This is a genomic window from Pseudomonas sp. ASL4, assembly GCF_056680395.1.
The window spans coordinates 5,062,310-5,079,946 of the sequence record NZ_CM155280.1 but is presented as its reverse complement, the minus strand read 5'-3'; the positions used below and the strand labels follow the sequence as shown (position 1 = coordinate 5,079,946).

At 60.3% G+C, this 17,637-nt stretch carries 11 protein-coding genes; 5 read left to right on the top strand and 6 right to left on the bottom strand.

Annotation, left to right across the window (positions count from 1 at the left end; genetic code table 11):
• Nucleotides 1-20: 20 nt before the first annotated feature.
• Together AC1MEW_RS22845 and AC1MEW_RS22840 are read left to right on the top strand one after the other, a co-directional pair.
• Nucleotides 21-2,102 carry a putative bifunctional diguanylate cyclase/phosphodiesterase gene (locus tag AC1MEW_RS22845; protein ID WP_201257276.1) on the top strand — a complete coding sequence of 694 codons (2,082 nt, stop codon included), beginning with the start codon at nucleotides 21-23 and terminating at the stop codon, nucleotides 2,100-2,102.
• Between the two features lie 249 nt (nucleotides 2,103-2,351).
• Complete coding sequence (locus tag AC1MEW_RS22840) at nucleotides 2,352-3,098, top strand: SDR family oxidoreductase (protein WP_201204098.1); 747 nt, start codon at nucleotides 2,352-2,354, stop codon at nucleotides 3,096-3,098.
• 151 nt (nucleotides 3,099-3,249) lie between these two features.
• Here AC1MEW_RS22840 and mapR read toward each other — a convergent pair whose 3' ends face one another.
• From mapR to AC1MEW_RS22820, 4 genes are all read right to left on the bottom strand, one after another.
• Nucleotides 3,250-4,659: a GntR family transcriptional regulator MpaR gene (gene mapR, locus AC1MEW_RS22835; protein WP_201204096.1), complete on the bottom strand. Its 1,410-nt coding sequence runs from the start codon at nucleotides 4,657-4,659 to the stop codon at nucleotides 3,250-3,252.
• A 214-nt stretch (nucleotides 4,660-4,873) separates the two neighbouring features.
• Nucleotides 4,874-6,304 carry a cytochrome c oxidase accessory protein CcoG gene (gene ccoG, locus AC1MEW_RS22830; RefSeq protein ID WP_201257277.1) on the bottom strand — a complete coding sequence of 477 codons (1,431 nt, stop codon included), beginning with the start codon at nucleotides 6,302-6,304 and terminating at the stop codon, nucleotides 4,874-4,876.
• Between the two features lie 195 nt (nucleotides 6,305-6,499).
• A complete protein-coding gene (locus tag AC1MEW_RS22825) occupies nucleotides 6,500-6,739 on the bottom strand; it encodes a DUF3203 family protein (RefSeq protein ID WP_201257278.1) in 240 nt (79 codons plus the stop codon).
• A 159-nt stretch (nucleotides 6,740-6,898) separates the two neighbouring features.
• Complete coding sequence (locus AC1MEW_RS22820) at nucleotides 6,899-7,063, bottom strand: hypothetical protein (RefSeq protein WP_201257279.1); 165 nt, start codon at nucleotides 7,061-7,063, stop codon at nucleotides 6,899-6,901.
• A gap of 218 nt (nucleotides 7,064-7,281) precedes the next feature.
• On the opposite strand from AC1MEW_RS22820, the gene AC1MEW_RS22815 reads away from it, so the two are divergent.
• The 3 genes from AC1MEW_RS22815 to glgB all read left to right on the top strand — a co-directional run bounded on the left by AC1MEW_RS22815 (nucleotide 7,282) and on the right by glgB (nucleotide 15,062).
• The gene (locus tag AC1MEW_RS22815) at nucleotides 7,282-9,279 is read left to right on the top strand and encodes an alpha-1,4-glucan--maltose-1-phosphate maltosyltransferase (RefSeq protein WP_323570275.1); all 1,998 of its coding nucleotides are present in this window, start codon (nucleotides 7,282-7,284) and stop codon (nucleotides 9,277-9,279) included.
• A 207-nt stretch (nucleotides 9,280-9,486) separates the two neighbouring features.
• Nucleotides 9,487-12,828, top strand: a complete 3,342-nt coding sequence (treS, locus tag AC1MEW_RS22810) for a maltose alpha-D-glucosyltransferase (protein WP_322268316.1) — start codon at nucleotides 9,487-9,489, stop codon at nucleotides 12,826-12,828.
• A 2-nt stretch (nucleotides 12,829-12,830) separates the two neighbouring features.
• A complete protein-coding gene (gene glgB / locus AC1MEW_RS22805) occupies nucleotides 12,831-15,062 on the top strand; it encodes a 1,4-alpha-glucan branching protein GlgB (RefSeq protein ID WP_201204085.1) in 2,232 nt (743 codons plus the stop codon).
• Between the two features lie 150 nt (nucleotides 15,063-15,212).
• On the opposite strand, the gene AC1MEW_RS22800 is transcribed toward glgB, so the two are convergent.
• Entirely contained in the window at nucleotides 15,213-16,280 is a 1,068-nt protein-coding gene (locus AC1MEW_RS22800; protein ID WP_323570276.1) for an autotransporter outer membrane beta-barrel domain-containing protein, read from the bottom strand.
• 415 nt (nucleotides 16,281-16,695) lie between these two features.
• Nucleotides 16,696-17,484, bottom strand: coding sequence for an endonuclease/exonuclease/phosphatase family protein (locus AC1MEW_RS22795; protein ID WP_201256916.1), 789 nt, complete (start codon nucleotides 17,482-17,484; stop codon nucleotides 16,696-16,698).
• Nucleotides 17,485-17,637 lie beyond the last annotated feature (153 nt).

Sequence of the window (17,637 nt, the reverse complement as noted above, 5' to 3'; positions counted from 1 at the left end):
GGGCGGTCACGAGAATTATCATGCTCATCGGCACTTATTCCCCCACGCTGGTCTTCATCTCGCTGTGCGTGGCGATTCTCGCCTCGTATACCGCCCTGGACCTCACCGGTCGGATTGCCACCACCAAAGGCCTGGCCGTCCACCTGTGGACCGCAGGCGGGGCGGTCGCCATGGGCATTGGCGTCTGGTCGATGCATTTCATCGGCATGCTCGCGTTCAAATTGCCGATTGATCTGGGCTACGACCTCGGCATCACCGTGCTCTCGCTGGTCATCGCCATCCTGTCCTGCGGCTTTGCCTTGTGGCTGGTCAGTCAGCCGAAGCTGCCGGCCTGGCAACTGGCCTTTGGCGCGCTGGTCATGGGCAGCGGGATCAGCGCCATGCATTACACCGGCATGGCGGCCATGCTCATGCAGCCAGGCATCGATTACGACCCGACCTTGTTCAGCGCCTCGCTGCTGATTGCCATCGGGGCCTCGGCGGCGGCGTTGTGGATTGCCTTCCGCCTGCGCCAGCACACGCCATACGTGGGCCTGATCCGTGGCGGCGCTGCGGTGATCATGGGTTTTGCCATTGTCGGCATGCACTACACCGGCATGGCGGCAGCGCGGTTCCCGGACGGCAGCTTCTGCGGAGCAGCCCTCAGTGGGTTGAGCGGCAAGGGCCTCGACAACCTGGTGTTGATCACCACTCTCGCGGTGTTGAGCATTGCCTTGCTGACCTCGATTCTCGATGCCCGCCTGGAAACGCGCACCGCTGACCTCGCTCACTCGCTGACCGAAGCCAACCGCGAACTCACCCAACTGGCCTTGCACGACACCCTGACCGGCCTGCCGAACCGCACGTTGTTGGCAGACCGCATTGAGTTGGCCATGTCGAAGGTACAGGAGCAGGGCGGTTGTTTTGCGCTGATGTTCATCGATCTGGACGGCTTCAAACCGGTCAACGATGCCTTCGGCCACCACATGGGCGACCAGTTGTTGCGTGAGGTCGGTTTGCGACTGCGCGAAGACTTGCGCAGCCAGGACACCCTGGCGCGGATTGGCGGTGACGAGTTCGTCTTGCTGGTGCGTCTGAGCGAGCCAAACGATGCACTGAGCCTGGCGGCTCGTCAGGTCGGCTTGATCGCGCGCTCGTTCCGGGTGGCCGAACATGACCTGCAGATTTCCGCCAGCGTCGGCATCGCGCTCTACCCGGGCAACGGCCAGACCGCACAAGAACTGCTGATGAATGCCGACGCCGCGATGTACCACGCCAAGGGCGCGGGCAAAAACGGCTACAGCTTCTTCGACGCCTCGATGAACAGCAACGCCCGCAAACAACTGCAACTGCTGCAAGACCTGCGCGCGGCCCTGGAACAGCAACAGTTCAGCCTTTATTACCAACCCAAATTCGACGCCAGCAATGGTCGCCCGGTGGGCGCCGAAGCCTTGCTGCGCTGGGAGCATCCGACCCAGGGCATGCTGTTGCCGGACAAGTTCATAGAGCTGGCGGAAAAGACCGGGTTGATCATTCCCATCGGCGAGTGGGTGCTGAACGAAGCCTGCCGGCAGATGCGCGAATGGTACGTGCTCGGCTACACCGACTGGCGCATAGCGGTGAATCTGTCGGCGTTGCAGTTCTGCCACGCAGGCTTGGTCCAGAGCGTGGCCAAAGCCTTGGCCATGCACCATTTGCCAGCCAATAGCCTGACTCTGGAAATCACTGAAACCACCGCCATGAGTGACGCCGACGCGAGCATGACCGTGCTTCGGGAGTTGTCGGAAATGGGCGTCGACCTGTCCATTGACGACTTCGGCACCGGCTATTCGAGCTTGATGTACCTCAAGCGCCTGCCGGCCAACGAACTGAAAATCGACCGTGGGTTTGTTCGCGATCTGGAGCACGACAGCGATGACGCTGCCATCGTTTCGGCGATCGTTGCGCTCGGTCAGGCGCTGGGTTTACGGATTGTCGCGGAAGGGGTCGAGACCGGCGTGCAGCAGGACTTTCTGACCAAACTGGGTTGCGATTCGCTGCAGGGTTACTTGCTGGGGCATCCGCTGCCGGCGGAGCGCTTCATGATCGACATTCACCGTGGCGAGCAACAGGCCACAGGCTGATTGATCTTGTGGCGAGGGAGCTTGCTCCCGCTCGGCTGCGAAGCAGTCGTAGTTCCAGGCGGCTCGGTACCATTGGAAGAATGCAGGGCGCCGCTTCGCGACCCAGCGGGAGCAAGCTCCCTCGCCACAAGGAAGCAGTTCGCCACAGGGCAGTGTTGTCGCTGATGGTAGATGCAGGTCATGCAAAACCCGTCAATGGCGGTTATTCTTGCCTCCGACTGCTTAAGTTTGAAACGGGGGAACGTCAGCATGGAAAAAGTCATCGTCATCACCGGCGGCAGCCGAGGTATCGGCGCCGCCACGGCGTTGTTGGCCGCCGAGCAGGGTTATCGGATCTGTATCAACTATCAAGCTGACGAAAAAGCCGCGCAAAGCGTGCTGGAACAAGTCCGTGCCTTGGGCGCACAAGCGATTGCAGTGCGCGCTGATGTCAGCATCGAAGACGAAGTGATCGCCATGTTCCAACGGGTCGACACTGAACTGGGCCGGGTCACCGCATTGGTGAACAACGCCGGCACCGTCGGGCACAAGTCCCGGGTCGACGAAATGTCCGAATTCCGCATTCTCAAAATCCTCAAGACCAACGTCCTGGCGCCGATCCTCTGCGCCAAGCACGCGATTCTGCGCATGTCGCCCAAGCATGGCGGGCAGGGTGGCAGCATCGTCAATGTGTCGTCGGTGGCTGCACGGTTGGGGGCGCCGAGCGAATACGTGGATTACGCCGCGTCGAAGGGTGCGCTGGATACCTTCACCATTGGCCTTTCGAAGGAAGTGGCGGGCGAGGGGATTCGCGTCAACGCAGTGCGGCCCGGTTACATCTACACCGACTTTCACGCGTTGAGCGGCGACCCGGATCGGGTCAGCAAACTGGAGTCGGCGATCCCGATGGCCCGTGGCGGCCGGCCTGATGAAGTGGCAGAGGCGATTGTCTGGTTGTTGTCGGATAAGGCTTCTTATGCGACGGGGACTTTTGTTGATCTTGGTGGTGGGCGTTAAGCCTTAAGGTTTGCGTTGCTCGAACGGGCCTCTTCGCGAGCAAGCCCGCTCCCACAATGGATTGATGTGAACACATTATTTGTGCACACCACCGAACCCCTGTGGGAGCGGGCTTGCTCGCGAAGGCAATGGACCAGGCAACATCAAACTGTCAGAACGACCGCACTATCCGCCCCAACGTTTCCATCGCCTTCTCCGCAGCTTCATTCCACGGGCTGCCATAGTTCAACCGAATACAATTCCTGAAGCGCCGGGTCGGTGAAAAGATAGGCCCCGGCGCGATGCTGATGCCTTGGGCCAGCGCCATCTGAAACAACTTCAACGAGTCCATCTGCGGTGGCAGTTCCAGCCACAGGAAGTAGCCGCCGGCCGGTTGGCTGACGCGGGTCTGTGCCGGGAAGTAGCGGGCGATGGCGGCGAGCATGGCGCTTTGCTGTTCTTCCAGGGCGTAGCGCAATTTGCGCAGGTGCCGGTCGTAGCCGCCGTGTTGCAAGTAGTCGGCGATGGCCGCCTGGGCCGGCATCGAGGCGCAGAGCGAGGTCATGAGTTTCAGGCGTTCGATTTTCTGCGCGTAGCGCCCGGCAGCGACCCAACCGATGCGGTAGCCAGGGGCCAGGCTCTTGGCGAACGAACCGCAGTGCATCACCAACCCTTCAGTGTCGAACGCCTTGGCCGGTTTTGGCGCCTGCTGACCGTAATAGAGCTCGGCGTAGACGTCGTCCTCGATCAGCGGCACCTGATGGCTGCGCAGCAGTTCCACCAGTTCCTGCTTCTTCGCCTCGGGCATGGTCGCGCCCATTGGGTTCTGGAAACTGGTCATGCACCAGCAGGCCTTGATCGGGTGGCGCTCCAGGGTTTGCGCGAGCACGCCGAGGTCGATGCCGTCACGCGGGTGCACCGGGATTTCCACCGCTTTGAGCTTCAGGCGCTCCAGCACTTGCAGGCTGGCATAGAACGCCGGGGCTTCGATGGCCACCAGGTCGCCGGGTTCGGTGACGGCTTGCAGGCACAGGTTCAACGCTTCGAGGGCGCCGTTGGTGATCAGCAGTTCTTCCATCGGCAACATCAGGCCGCCGACCATGTAGCGCAGGGCGATCTGCCGGCGCAACTGCGGGTTGCCCGGCGACATGTCGGTGACGACCATGCGCGGGTCCATTTCCCGGGCGGCACTGGCCAGGGAGCGGGACAGGCGTTGCAGCGGAAACAACGTTGGGCTGGGGAACGCTGAGCCGAACGGGACGGTGGTCGGGTCCTTGATCGAGTCGAGCACCGAAAACACCAGTTCACTGACGTCGACTTCGGTGGACTCGTTGACCTGGCTGCTGATCACTGGCTCCGAGAACGGGCTCGGGGCGTGGGTGTTGACGAAGTAGCCGGAGCGCGGACGGGCGCGGATCAGGCCGCGACGTTCTAGCAGGTAATAGGCCTGGAACACCGTGGATGGGCTGACCCCGTAAGTCTGGCTGGCGTAGCGCACCGATGGCACGCGCTGGCCAGGGCCGAGGACGCCGGAGCGGATCAGTTCAGCGATGTCATCGGCGAATTTTTCGTAGCGTTTCATCGAGTGCCCGGGTTGAATTGATTCATGTGGTGCGCTTTTGTGGCGAGGGAGCTTGCCTGTGGTGAGGGGGCTTGCCCCCGTTGGGTCGCGAAGCGGCCCCCTCCAATTCTTCAGACATATCGCGCTGCCCGGTCTACGACTGCTTCGCAGCCGAACGGGGGCAAGCCCCCTCGCCACAGAGACCGCGCCTGACAAAGGTCGGCATCTTAACGGCTCAACGATTCATCGGCGCAACAAACCGACTCTTTGCCACGCTGTAAATGTCCGGCTCGTCACTGTCGACAATCTTGAAGGCAATGGTCTGCGAGCTGCTGCTTGGCCGTTCCGTGGTCATTGCCACCGACACCGGCACATCGACAATCTCACCCGGCGCAAGGCTCAACTCAGTCTTGCCTTGCAGCTGGAAGCCATCGCCGTCCACCAGGCTCAGGCGATAATCCTGACGCTGCTGGGTCTTGTTGATGACTTTGAGGCTGTAGATGTTTTCGATCTGGCCTTCGCTGTTTTCACGGTACATGCCACGGTCTTTGGTGACGTCCAGCGACACCATCGGTCGTTCCACCAGCGCCATGGCCAATGCGCCGATCATCACCAGCAGCACCGCCGTGTAGCCGATCAGCCGCGGTCGCAGCAGGTGGGTCTTGCCACCTTGCAACTCATGCTCGGAGGTGTAGCTGATCAGGCCGCGAGGGTAGTTCATTTTGTCCATGATCGAATCGCAGGCATCGATGCACGCCGCGCAGCCGATGCATTCCATCTGCAAGCCGTCGCGGATGTCGATGCCGGTCGGGCAGACCTGCACGCAGAGCTGGCAGTCGATGCAATCACCGAGACCCACCTCGGCCGGTTTGACCTCGCGTTTGCGCGGGCCACGGTTTTCGCCACGGGCCACGTCGTAGGAAATGGTCAGGGTGTCCTTGTCGAACATCACACTCTGGAACCGCGCATAAGGGCACATGTGCATGCACACCGCTTCACGCAGCCAGCCGGCGTTGATGTACGTGGCGCCGGTGAAGAAGATCACCCAGAACAGACTGACGCCGGCCATTTGCAGGGTCAGCAGTTCTTCGGCCAGTGGCCGGATTGGCGTGAAGTAACCGACAAAGGTCAGGCCGGTCAGCAGGCTGATGCCCAGCCACAACGTGTGCTTGGCCGAACGCCGCAGCAGTTTGTTCAGGCCCCAGGGCGCGGCTTGCAGCTTGATTCGCTGGTTGCGCTCGCCTTCGGTAATTTTCTCGCACCACATGAAGATCCAGGTCCAGGAGCTCTGCGGGCAGGTGTAGCCGCACCAGACGCGGCCGGCGAACACGGTGATCGCAAACAGGCCGAACGCGGCAATGATCAACAGCGCCGAGAGCAGGATGAAATCCTGCGGCCAGAAGGTCGCGCCAAAGATGTGGAATTTGCTTTCAGACAGGTCCCAGAGCACCGCTTGGCGGCCACCCCAGTTCAGCCACACCGTGCCGAAAAACGCGAGGAACAGAAAGCCCGCGCCGCTCATGCGCAAGGTGCGGAACAGCCCGGTGAAGCTGCGGGTGTGGATCAGGTTGTCGCTGGATTTGGCCTTCATCTTTGGACGCGAAGGCTCATAGCGCTGTACGACTGGGGCGCTTTCTACGGTTCGGACGGGGATTCTATCGCTCATGGTCTTTCGCTCATCAGCCTCCATCAGGCCGGTGCACTATGAGCGTCGATCTGTTTGCATAACAGACTCAGATATTGCAATAAAAAGCGGATCAGATGGCATTCAAGCGAGTGCCTGCGACAAGTTGATGCACCTGCCGCCGCTGGCTGCGGGCGCCTATCTCAGGCGTCCGGGGCGGTTGTTGATCCGGGTCAGTCAAATCACCGAATCACTGTCGGTGGCCCTCAAATGCTTACGACCGTCGACAGCGCCTGCTACGGTCAATGCGTCGGCTTCTGCTTCGGTGATGTAGATGCGTTCGCCGTTCATCTCCACCGCGGACATGGCTTTTTCCGAGTCGGTGATGATGGTGACGTCGGGGCACAGACGAATTTCTTCGCCGTTCTCGGTGGTGAAAAAGCAAGTCTGGGTTTCGGTATCGATGCGCACGGTCATGGGACTGTCCTTTTTTCAGCGGAGACTAAAACGTTAGGTCGCCAAGGACGGCCTTCGTTCTGTGCAACCGATTAATGGTCGGCGCGGTCCATCCTCTACAACCGACTTTCTGTTGAAGAAGAAGGAATGGCCCATGGACGCCTGCGTGGGGGCGAAGTGTTATGGACTGCCGATCACCGGCGGCATGGTTGTCGGCGGTTCTTCGCGAGGTGGCGGGGTGGTGCCCGGTGGTTCTTGCTCGGGCACCGGGTCCGGTTCGGTCTCGGGAATGGTCGGGGTGTCGATGTTCGGGTCCGGCGTTTCGGCAGGGATCGGGATACTCATCGGTCAAGCCTCCTTGTGGCACATGGCGTGAGTCGTGCTTAAGTAGATTGACCACCGCGAAAAGGTTTTGATTCCCCCGAACGCTCAGGCAAATCCCCGTGAACTTTTAGCGGCGCCTGTCGCTCGGAACCTAAGTGAGTTCATTCCGGGACGGACTGGCCCATGTGGATGAACATCAAGCACAAGAGCGTCCTTGGGGCGTAAAGGAGAGATGCTCGATGATCGCTGAAAAACCGACAGAACTCAGTTACAACCCGCACATGCCGCTGTCGCAGGCGTTGTTGCTGCCGCGCATCGTCATCGAAGACACCATGCCGATCCTCGACGGCGGGCAGTTTGCCGTCAAAGCTGTGGTCGGTCAGGACGTGTTGGTCACCAGCAAAGTCTTTGCCGACGGTCACGACAAACTGGCCGTGCGCATTCGTTGGCGCAACGAGGGCGAAGAGTCCTGGCACAGCGAAACCATGCAGGAGCTGGGCAACAATGGCTGGCAGGGCCGGTTCCGGGTCGAGCGCCAGGGCCGTCACATTTACTGCATCGAAGCCTGGATCGATCAGTTCGCCAGCTTCTGTTATGAGCTGGAAAAAAAACACACCGCCCGCGTGCCGGTGAGCCTGGAGTTGCAGGAAGGCCGCACGTTGGTCCATCAAGCCGTCGAGCGCAGCGACGGTCAGCTGAGCGAGCAATTGGCGGGGCTGCACCATGAACTGTCCGGGCTGCTCGAAACCGAGCAGGTCGCGCTATTTCTGCACCAGCGTAGCGCCGAACTCATGGCCCAGGCGGATCACCGCGCCTTCCTGAGCCTGAGCCCGGAATACCCGCTGGACGTGGAACGGGAAATCGCCCAATTTGCCAGTTGGTACGAGCTGTTTCCACGCTCGATCACCGACGATCCCACCCGTCATGGCACCTTTAACGATGTGCACGCGCGACTGCCGATGATTCAGGACATGGGCTTCGATGTGCTGTACTTCCCACCGATCCACCCGATCGGCCGCAGTTACCGTAAAGGCCCGAACAATTCCCTGACCGCCGGCCCCGACGATCCGGGCAGTCCGTATGCCATTGGCAGCGCCGAGGGCGGGCACGAGGCAATTCACTCCGAGCTGGGCAGCCGCGAAGACTTCCGCCGGTTGGTCGTTGCGGCGGCGGATCATGGGCTGGAAATCGCTCTCGACTTCGCGATCCAGTGTTCCCAGGACCACCCGTGGCTGGAACAGCATCCGGGCTGGTTCAACTGGCGCTCCGACGGCACGATCAAATACGCCGAGAACCCGCCGAAAAAATACCAGGACATCGTCAACGTCGATTTCTACGCCGCCGACGCAATTCCCAGCCTCTGGGTCGAATTGCGCGACATCGTGGTCGGTTGGGTCGAGGAGGGCGTGAAGATCTTTCGCGTCGATAACCCACACACCAAACCGCTGCCGTTCTGGCAATGGCTGATCGCCGATGTGCGGGCGTTGCACCCGGAAGTGATCTTCCTCGCCGAAGCCTTTACCACCCCGGCGATGATGGCGCGGCTGGGCAAGGTCGGTTACTCCCAGAGCTACACCTACTTCACCTGGCGCAACACCAAGTACGAACTGTCGACCTATTTCAGTGAACTGAACGAGTCGCCGTGGCGTGAATGCTTCCGCCCGAATTTCTTCGTCAACACGCCGGACATCAATCCGGGGTTTCTCCACGAATCCGGGCGTCCGGGGTTTCTCATCCGCGCGGCGCTGGCGACCATGGGCTCGGGCCTGTGGGGCATGTATTCAGGCTTCGAACTGTGCGAAGCCGCCGCTGTGCCAGGCAAGGAGGAATACCTCGATTCCGAGAAGTACGAGATCCGTCCACGGGACTTCAATGCGCCGGGCAACATCATTGCCGAGATCGCTCAGCTCAACCGCATTCGCCGGCAGAACCCGGCGCTACAGACGCATCTGGGGCTGAAGCTCTACAACGCCTGGAACGACAACATTCTGTATTTCGGTAAACGTAGCGCCGACGGTAGCAACTTCATTCTGGTGGCCGTCAGCCTTGATCCGCATAACGTCCAGGAGGCTGATTTCGAGTTGCCGCTGTGGGAAATGGGCCTGCCCGACGACGCCAGCACCCAGGGCGAAGACTTGATGAACGGCCATCGCTGGACCTGGTACGGCAAATACCAATTCATGCGGATCGACCCGGTGCATCAGCCGTTCGGCATTTGGCGAATCACCACCTCTTGACTGTGGCGAGGGGGCTTGCCTGTGGCGAGGGGGCTTGCCCCCGTTGGGCTGCGAAGCGGCCCCTACTTTTCCTTCAGCCACATCCAGTTATCCGGATTTACGACTGCTTCGCAGCCGAATGGGGGCAAGCCCCCTCGCCACAAAAGCCCTCTCACCATCGATAGGTGCTCGGCTCAGCGGTTAATTTGAATTCAACAGGAGTTTCAAATGGCGAAGAAACCCAAGTCAGCCACCTTTATCAAAGACCCGCTCTGGTACAAGGATGCGGTGATTTATCAGGTTCACGTTAAGTCTTTTTTCGACTCCAACAACGACGGGATCGGCGACTTTCCCGGTCTGATCGCCAAACTCGATTACATTGCCGATCTAGGCGTCAACACCATCTGGCTGTTGCCGTTCTATCCCTCGCCACGTCGGGATGACGGTTATGACATTGCCGAATACCGCGGCGTCCATTCCGACTACGGCACCATGGCCGATGCCAAGCGCTTCATCGCCGAGGCCCACAAGCGCGGCCTGCGGGTGATCACCGAACTGGTCATCAACCACACCTCCGACCAGCACGCCTGGTTCCAGCGCGCACGCAAGGCCAAGAAAGGCTCAGCCGCCCGGGACTTCTACGTCTGGTCCGATGACGATCAAAAGTACGACGGCACCCGCATCATTTTCCTCGACACCGAGAAGTCCAACTGGACGTGGGACCCGGTCGCCGGCCAGTACTTCTGGCACCGTTTCTACTCCCACCAACCGGACCTGAACTTCGACAACCCGCAAGTCATGAAAGCCGTGCTCTCGGTGATGCGCTACTGGCTCGACATGGGCATCGACGGGCTGCGGCTTGATGCGATCCCGTACCTGATCGAACGCGACGGCACCAACAACGAGAACCTCCCCGAGACCCACGACGTCCTCAAGCAGATCCGTGCCGAAATCGACGCCAATTACCCCGACCGCATGCTGCTGGCCGAGGCCAACCAATGGCCGGAAGACACTCAGCTGTACTTCGGTGACACCGACGCCAAGGGCCTGAACGGCGACGAATGCCACATGGCGTTCCACTTCCCGCTGATGCCGCGCATGTACATGGCGCTGGCCCAGGAAGACCGTTTTCCGATCACCGATATCCTGCGTCAGACCCCGGAAATCCCGGCCAACTGCCAGTGGGCGATTTTCCTGCGCAACCACGATGAGCTGACCCTGGAAATGGTCACCGACAAGGAGCGTGATTATCTGTGGAATTACTACGCGGCCGACCGTCGAGCGCGGATCAACCTGGGGATTCGCCGCCGTCTCGCGCCGCTGATGGAGCGCGACCGCCGTCGTGTCGAGCTGCTCAACAGTTTGCTGCTGTCGATGCCCGGCACGCCGACGATGTATTACGGCGATGAAATCGGCATGGGCGACAACATCTACCTCGGCGACCGCGATGGCGTGCGTACGCCGATGCAATGGTCGATTGACCGCAACGGCGGCTTCTCCCGCGCCGACCCGGCCAGCCTGGTGCTGCCGCCGATCATGGACCCCCAATACGGCTACCTGTCGGTCAACGTCGAAACCCAGGCCGGCGACCCGCATTCACTGCTGAACTGGACCCGGCGCATGCTTGCAGTGCGCAAGCAGTCCAAGGCCTTCGGTCGCGGCACGCTGAAAATGCTTTCGCCGAGCAACCGCAGGATTCTGGCCTACACCCGTGAATTCACCGGCGCCGACGGCAAACACGAAATCATTCTGTGTGTGGCCAACGTGTCCCGCAGCGCGCAAGCGGCAGAACTCGACTTGTCAGCCTACGTCGGCATGGTCCCGGTGGAGATGCTCGGCGGTAACGCCTTCCCGCCGATTGGCCAGTTAAGTTTCCTCCTGACCCTGGCGCCATATGGTTTCTACTGGTTTGTACTCGCGGCGGAAAACCAGATGCCGAGCTGGCACGTGGAACCGGCGCAAAGCCTGCCGGACTTCACCACGCTGGTGCTGAAAAAACGCATGGAAGAACTGCTCGAAGCGCCGTCTCGCGGCACGCTGGAGCAAGGCATCCTGCCGAACTGGTTGCAGAACCGTCGCTGGTTTGCCGGCAAGGACACGGCCATCGACAGCGTCAACATCGCTTATGGCGTACGTTTCGGTGACCCGCTGCACCCAGTGTTGTTGAGTGAAATCGACGTCACCAGCGGCGGCCAGACCAGTCGCTATCAACTGCCGTTCGGCTTTATCGCCGAAGATCAGGTTGGCGCGGCGTTGCCGCAACAATTGGCGTTGGCGCGTGTTCGGCGAGTGCGCCAGGTCGGTTTGATCACTGATGCGTTCAGCCTCGACACCTACATCCGCGCCGTGCTGGAAGGCATGCAAGCCAGTACCGTGTTGCAGTCCAGCGAAGGCGAGATTCGTTTCGAGCCAACTGCCGAACTGGCCAAACGCGGTCTGACCGCCGAATCGGACGTGCGTTATCTGTCCGCCGAGCAGTCCAACAGTTCGGTGGTGATCGGCAACAGCCTGGTGCTGAAACTGATCCGCAAACTTGCCTCGGGCGTGCACCCGGAACTGGAAATGAGCGCGTACCTGACCGCCGCCGGTTTCGGCAATATTTCGCCGTTGCTCGGTTCGGTGATTCGCCGTGATTCGAAGGGCGAAGACACCCTGTTGATGATTGCCCAAGGCTATTTGAGCAATCAGGGCGACGCGTGGGAATGGACGCAGAACAACCTTGAACGGGCGCTGCGGGACGAACTGGCCGATGCCATGTCCGAGCAGGAGCAGCACTACAACGCCCTCGGCGAACTGAAAGATTTCGCCGGTATGCTGGGCCAGCGGCTGGGGGAAATGCACGTGGTGCTGGCAACGCCCACCGACGACCCGGACTTCGCCCCACAAGTCACGACACAAAAGGATGCCCTGGCTTCGGCCAAGGACGTGGCGGCACAATTGGAACACGCCTTGAAGTTGCTCAAACAGCATCAAAGCGAACTGAACCCGGCAGACAAAGCCTTGGTCAGTCATTTGCTGGACAACAAAAAAGCCATTCTCGGCCATGTCCAGGAACTCGGTAAAAAAGCCGCAGGTGGGCTGCGTATTCGGGTCCACGGCGACTTGCATTTGGGCCAGGTATTGGTGATCAAGGGCGACGCTTACTTGATCGACTTCGAAGGTGAGCCGGCGCGGCCACTCAGCGAGCGGCGCGGTAAGCACAGCCCGTATAAAGATGTGAGCGGGGTGTTGCGTTCGTTCGATTACGCGGCAGCGATGGCGATCAACGTGCATAACGTCGACAACACCGCCGATGCCCGGGCAGCCCGGCAACGGGTGGCCGATCGTTATTTAAGTGAAGCGCGACAGTCATTTATCGACGCTTATCGGCTGGCGGCAGCTAGTCTTGCTCATGCGTGGCAAGATCCTGAGGGCGAAGACGCTGCACTGGCGTTGTTCGGTCTGGAGAAGGCGGCCTATGAAGTGGCTTATGAGGCGGAAAATCGCCCCACCTGGCTGCCGGTGCCGTTGCACGGTTTGTATGGGTTATTGAGTGGGCTCAAACCCTTTTCCGATCTTGGTGGAGAGTAGTCATGAGTTTCTCGAACACGGAACAGGGGCACCACAAAGAAACACTGCTGCCCAGGGCGTCGGACATTGATGCGTTGGTACGCGCTGAACACCACGACCCCTTTGCCATACTCGGCCCCCACGGCGATGACAATGGCGGGCAATTCATCCGGGCCTATCTGCCAGACGCTTTAAGTGTCCAGGTGTTGGCCAAAGACTCCGGCGAAGAGCTCGGCAGTCTTGAAGCCACTCAGACACCGGGGCTGTTCGTCGGCCACTTTGACCGCGCCCAGCCGTACCTGCTGCGCACCCGTTGGGCCGGCGGCGAGCAAGTGGCCGAAGACCCTTACAGCTTCGGGCCGCTGCTCGGTGAGATGGACTTGTACCTGTTTGCCGAAGGCAATCACCGCGATCTCAGCGCCTGTCTCGGCGCGCAGTTGAAGAACGTCGATGGCGTTGATGGCGTGCGGTTCGCTGTGTGGGCGCCGAATGCCAAACGGGTGTCGGTGGTCGGCGATTTCAATGTCTGGGACGGTCGTCGTCACCCGATGCGTCTACGTCATCCGACCGGGGTCTGGGAGTTGTTCATTCCGCGCCTGCAAGCAGGGGAGGCGTACAAGTACGAAATCCTCGGCACTCAAGGCATTTTGCCGCTCAAGGCTGACCCAATGGCTTTGGCCACGCAGATGCCGCCGGACACTGCTTCGAAAGTCGCTTCGCCGCTGAGCATCGACTGGCAGGACCACGAGTGGATGCAGTCCCGTGGCGACCGCCAAAAACCGAGTGCGCCGCTGTCGATCTACGAGCTGCACGCCGGTTCCTGGCAGTGCGAACTGGATGATCTGGGCGAAGTCGCCCGCCAGTACACCTGGCACGAATTGGCCGAGCGGCTGATTCCGTATGTGAAGGAGCTGGGTTTCACCCACATTGAGCTGATGCCGATCATGGAGCACCCGTTCGGCGGTTCCTGGGGTTATCAGTTGCTCTCGCAATTTGCCCCGAGCGCCCGTTACGGCACGCCGGATGACTTCGCCGCGTTCGTCAACGCCTGTCACCAGGCTGACATCGGCGTGATCCTCGACTGGGTGCCGGCGCATTTCCCTACCGATACCCACGGTCTGGCGCAGTTCGACGGCACGGCGTTGTATGAATACGCCAACCCGATGGAAGGCTTCCACCAGGATTGGGACACGCTGATCTACAACCTCGGCCGCACCGAAGTGCACGGCTACATGCTGGCTTCGGCGCTGCACTGGCTCAAGCATTTCCACGTCGATGGCCTGCGGGTCGATGCCGTGGCGTCGATGCTCTATCGCGATTACTCGCGCAAGGCCGGCGAGTGGGTGCCGAACCGCCATGGCGGCCGCGAGAACCTGGAAGCCATCGACTTCCTGCGCCATCTCAATGACGTCGTCGATATCGAAGCGCCCGGCGCGCTGGTGATCGCCGAAGAATCGACAGCCTGGCCGGGTGTCAGCCAGAACACCCAGCAGGGTGGCCTCGGTTTCGATTACAAATGGAACATGGGCTGGATGCACGATTCGCTGCATTACATCCAGCAGGACCCGGTATACCGCGCGCATCATCACAACGAGCTGAGTTTCGGCCTGGTGTATGCGTGGTCCGAGCGTTTTATCCTGCCGATTTCCCACGATGAAGTGGTGCACGGCAAGCATTCGCTGATCGACAAAATGCCCGGCGACCGTTGGCAGAAATTCGCCAACCTGCGGGCGTACCTGAGTTTCATGTGGGCGCATCCGGGCAAGAAACTGCTGTTCATGGGCTGCGAGTTCGGTCAGTGGCGCGAGTGGAATCACGATCAGCAACTGGACTGGTACCTTTTGCAGTACTCGGAACACAAAGGCGTGCAGAAACTGGTGGGTGATCTCAACCGGCTGTACCGCGAAGAACCGGCGCTGCACGACCAGGACGACGCACCGCAGGGCTTCCAGTGGTTGATCGGTGATGATGCGATCAACAGCGTCTATGCCTTCATGCGCTGGAGCAAAGAGGGGCGGCCGGTGCTGGTGGTCGCCAACTTCACCCCGGTGCCGCGTCAGGCCTACCGGATCGGCGTGCCATTTGCCGGGCGCTGGACCGAGATGATCAACAGCGATGCCGACACCTACGCCGGTTCCAACTATGGCAACGGCGGCGGGGCGTTTACCGAGGAAGAACCGAGCCATGGCCAGGCGCTGTCGCTGGTGCTGAACTTGCCGCCGCTGGCAGTGTTGATTCTGCGTCCAGAGGGTTGATTTAAAACCGCGTCGCTCCCTTCGCGGGCGAGCCTCGCTCCTACAGGATTTGTGTTGGTCGCGTCATTTCGGCACGACATAACACCTGTAGGCGCGAGGCTTGCCCGCGAAGGCGCCAGATCAAACAACATACCTCTTGCGGTCAACCCCTCACCACCGCATCCGAATCCCCAAACTCCCTATCACCCCGTTCAAATCATTCGCATCCGCGGCACTGCTGTAATCGGCACTGACGTACAAGCTGACGGTGGGGGATACCCTGGCCACCAACCCCAGCCCCAACTCGACCGTGGATGAATTGCGACTGCTGCTGATCTTGTCCACCTGATCCAGTGTCACGGTATTGCCGGTATACATGGTGTGCCACAGGTTGGTCCGCACATAGGGTTCGACTGGCAGGCCGTTGAAGGTATAACTGCCTTTCAGTTGGGCGCCGACCCGACCGCTCCAGGACGACAGATCGCTGCTGGTGGCGTTGTTGGCACCGGCATAGGGCGTGTCCAGGGTAATACGCTGATTGACCAACTGCGCCTGGGGTTCGATCACCCAGTTGTCGCCCAGGCCGATGGGGAAACCACCTTCTACCGACACCGTCATCGCGCTGCCTTCAGCGGTTTGCCGCATCCCTTGGGCATCTCGGCTGAAGCCGTTGACCCGGCCGCCGCTGGCGGTCAAGTCGACGTGCCAGCCCTGGGGACCGATCAGGCTCCAGTAGGCACCGAGCGTCTGGCCTTGAAGGTTGAAAGTGTCGTTACCGGGGTCAGCAAAGGCGCGATTGCTCAGCAGTCCGTTGTTGTTGCCCTGGTACTGGCTGGTGCCCCCCACCAACCCGAGCCGTTGCACCCGGCCGCCGCTGCTTTGCAGGGTCAGGATGGCCGGGCCTTTGAATTCGTCTGCGCCGGGGAGCGAAAAGCCTGCGGATTGAACATTGGTTTCTGCCAGGCGCGATGCCTGTCCGTAGAGTTGATCCCAGGCAGCCGGCGCGGCGTCTTCAGTGGTCAGGCGGGAACTTCGCATGTCCGGGACTGCACTGAAATGCCCCGGGTAGATGGCAGCGACGTTTGGCAAGGTCAACGTCGGTACATCTTCGCGATACCAAGGCGTGGCGTCATCCTCGGCAGGCCCGGCCTGCACCTCCATGGACGAGCACAGCAGGAGTGAGCTCGAGACTGTGCAAAAAGTAATTTTGATCTCTTGTTGGGTGAATGAAGTTTTCATGGAGGTCTACCTTGCAAACGCATGCCATATCTTGCTTTGGCGTCTCTCCTACCCCGAATGAGGGGCGACCGAATGGATTGGGGCAAGCCTCTGGCCGCCCGTTTTTGCGGGATTCTGGAGGCTTGCCCCTGATGGTATTTCCGGGGGTAGTACGGTTTAGCTAAGAAGACCTGTGACCTTGCGTCAAGAAAATGGCCGATAAATGGTATGGCTATTTTGGTGATTGCAAGTGACTGATTATTAGTGTGTACATAAGTGATTGTTTGCACAAAAAATCAGCGTTTTAGAGCGCTGGCACTAGCATTTGGTAGTCAGCTAACGGTTGTGTCATCGGTAAGCGGGTTTGAATTCATGCGGTAATTTTTAAGACGGTTACTGTCGATAATCACAGTTTTAGCCTATTCGCCTTGGCGCCTTACAGATGCACTTCCACCGCCAACGGCAAATGGTCAGAGAGGTGAGTCCACGGTTTGTTACCGAGTATTCGCGGGTGATGGCTGCTGGCATTGCGCAGGTAGATACGGTCCAGACGCAACAGCGGAAAGCGTGCCGGGTAAGTCTTCGCGGGCTGCCCTTGGTGGCGTTCGAAGGCTTCGTGCAGGTATTCGCGCCGGGCGAGGGCGGCATTGCCTTGCAGTTGCCAGTCATTGAAATCACCGGCGATGATCACCGGTGCGTCGTCGGGAAAGGATTCGAGCAGTTGGCAGAGCAACTGCAGCTGCAACTGGCGATGACTTTCGAGCAGGCTCAGGTGCACGCAAATCGCGTGGACTTCAGCATGGCCCGGCACGTCCAGCACGCAGTGCAACAAGCCACGGCGCTCGGGGCCGGTGATCGAGACATCGAGGTTGCGAAATTCGCGGATCGGGTATTTCGACAGCAACGCGTTGCCGTGGTGACCGTCGGGGTAGACCGCGTTGCGGCCATAGGCGAAATCACTCCACATGCTGTCGGCGAGGAACTCGTATTGCGAGACCTGCGGCCAGGCGTTGTAACGGGCAGAGTGCCGCTCGTGTTCGCCGACTACTTCCTGGAGAAACACCAGGTCTGCCGAGGTGCTGCGTACCGCTTCGCGCAGTTCCGGAAGTATGAAACGCCGGTTGAACGCGGTGAAGCCTTTATGGGTGTTGACCGTGAGTACCCGCAGTCGGTGTATGGCCGTGGGTGTGTTCAAGGGGGCGGATTTTAGTGAGTCGCTGGTCACGTTGGCTCCTCTGAATCAGGCTGCTCAAGTAATGCGACTGATGCAGGGACGAGCAGTTCACAGAGATCCTGGAATTAGCATCGAGCAAGAGTGGGAGCGGGCTTGCTCGCGAAGGGGCCGTGCCAGTCGACATTGATGCTGCCTGAGCCACCG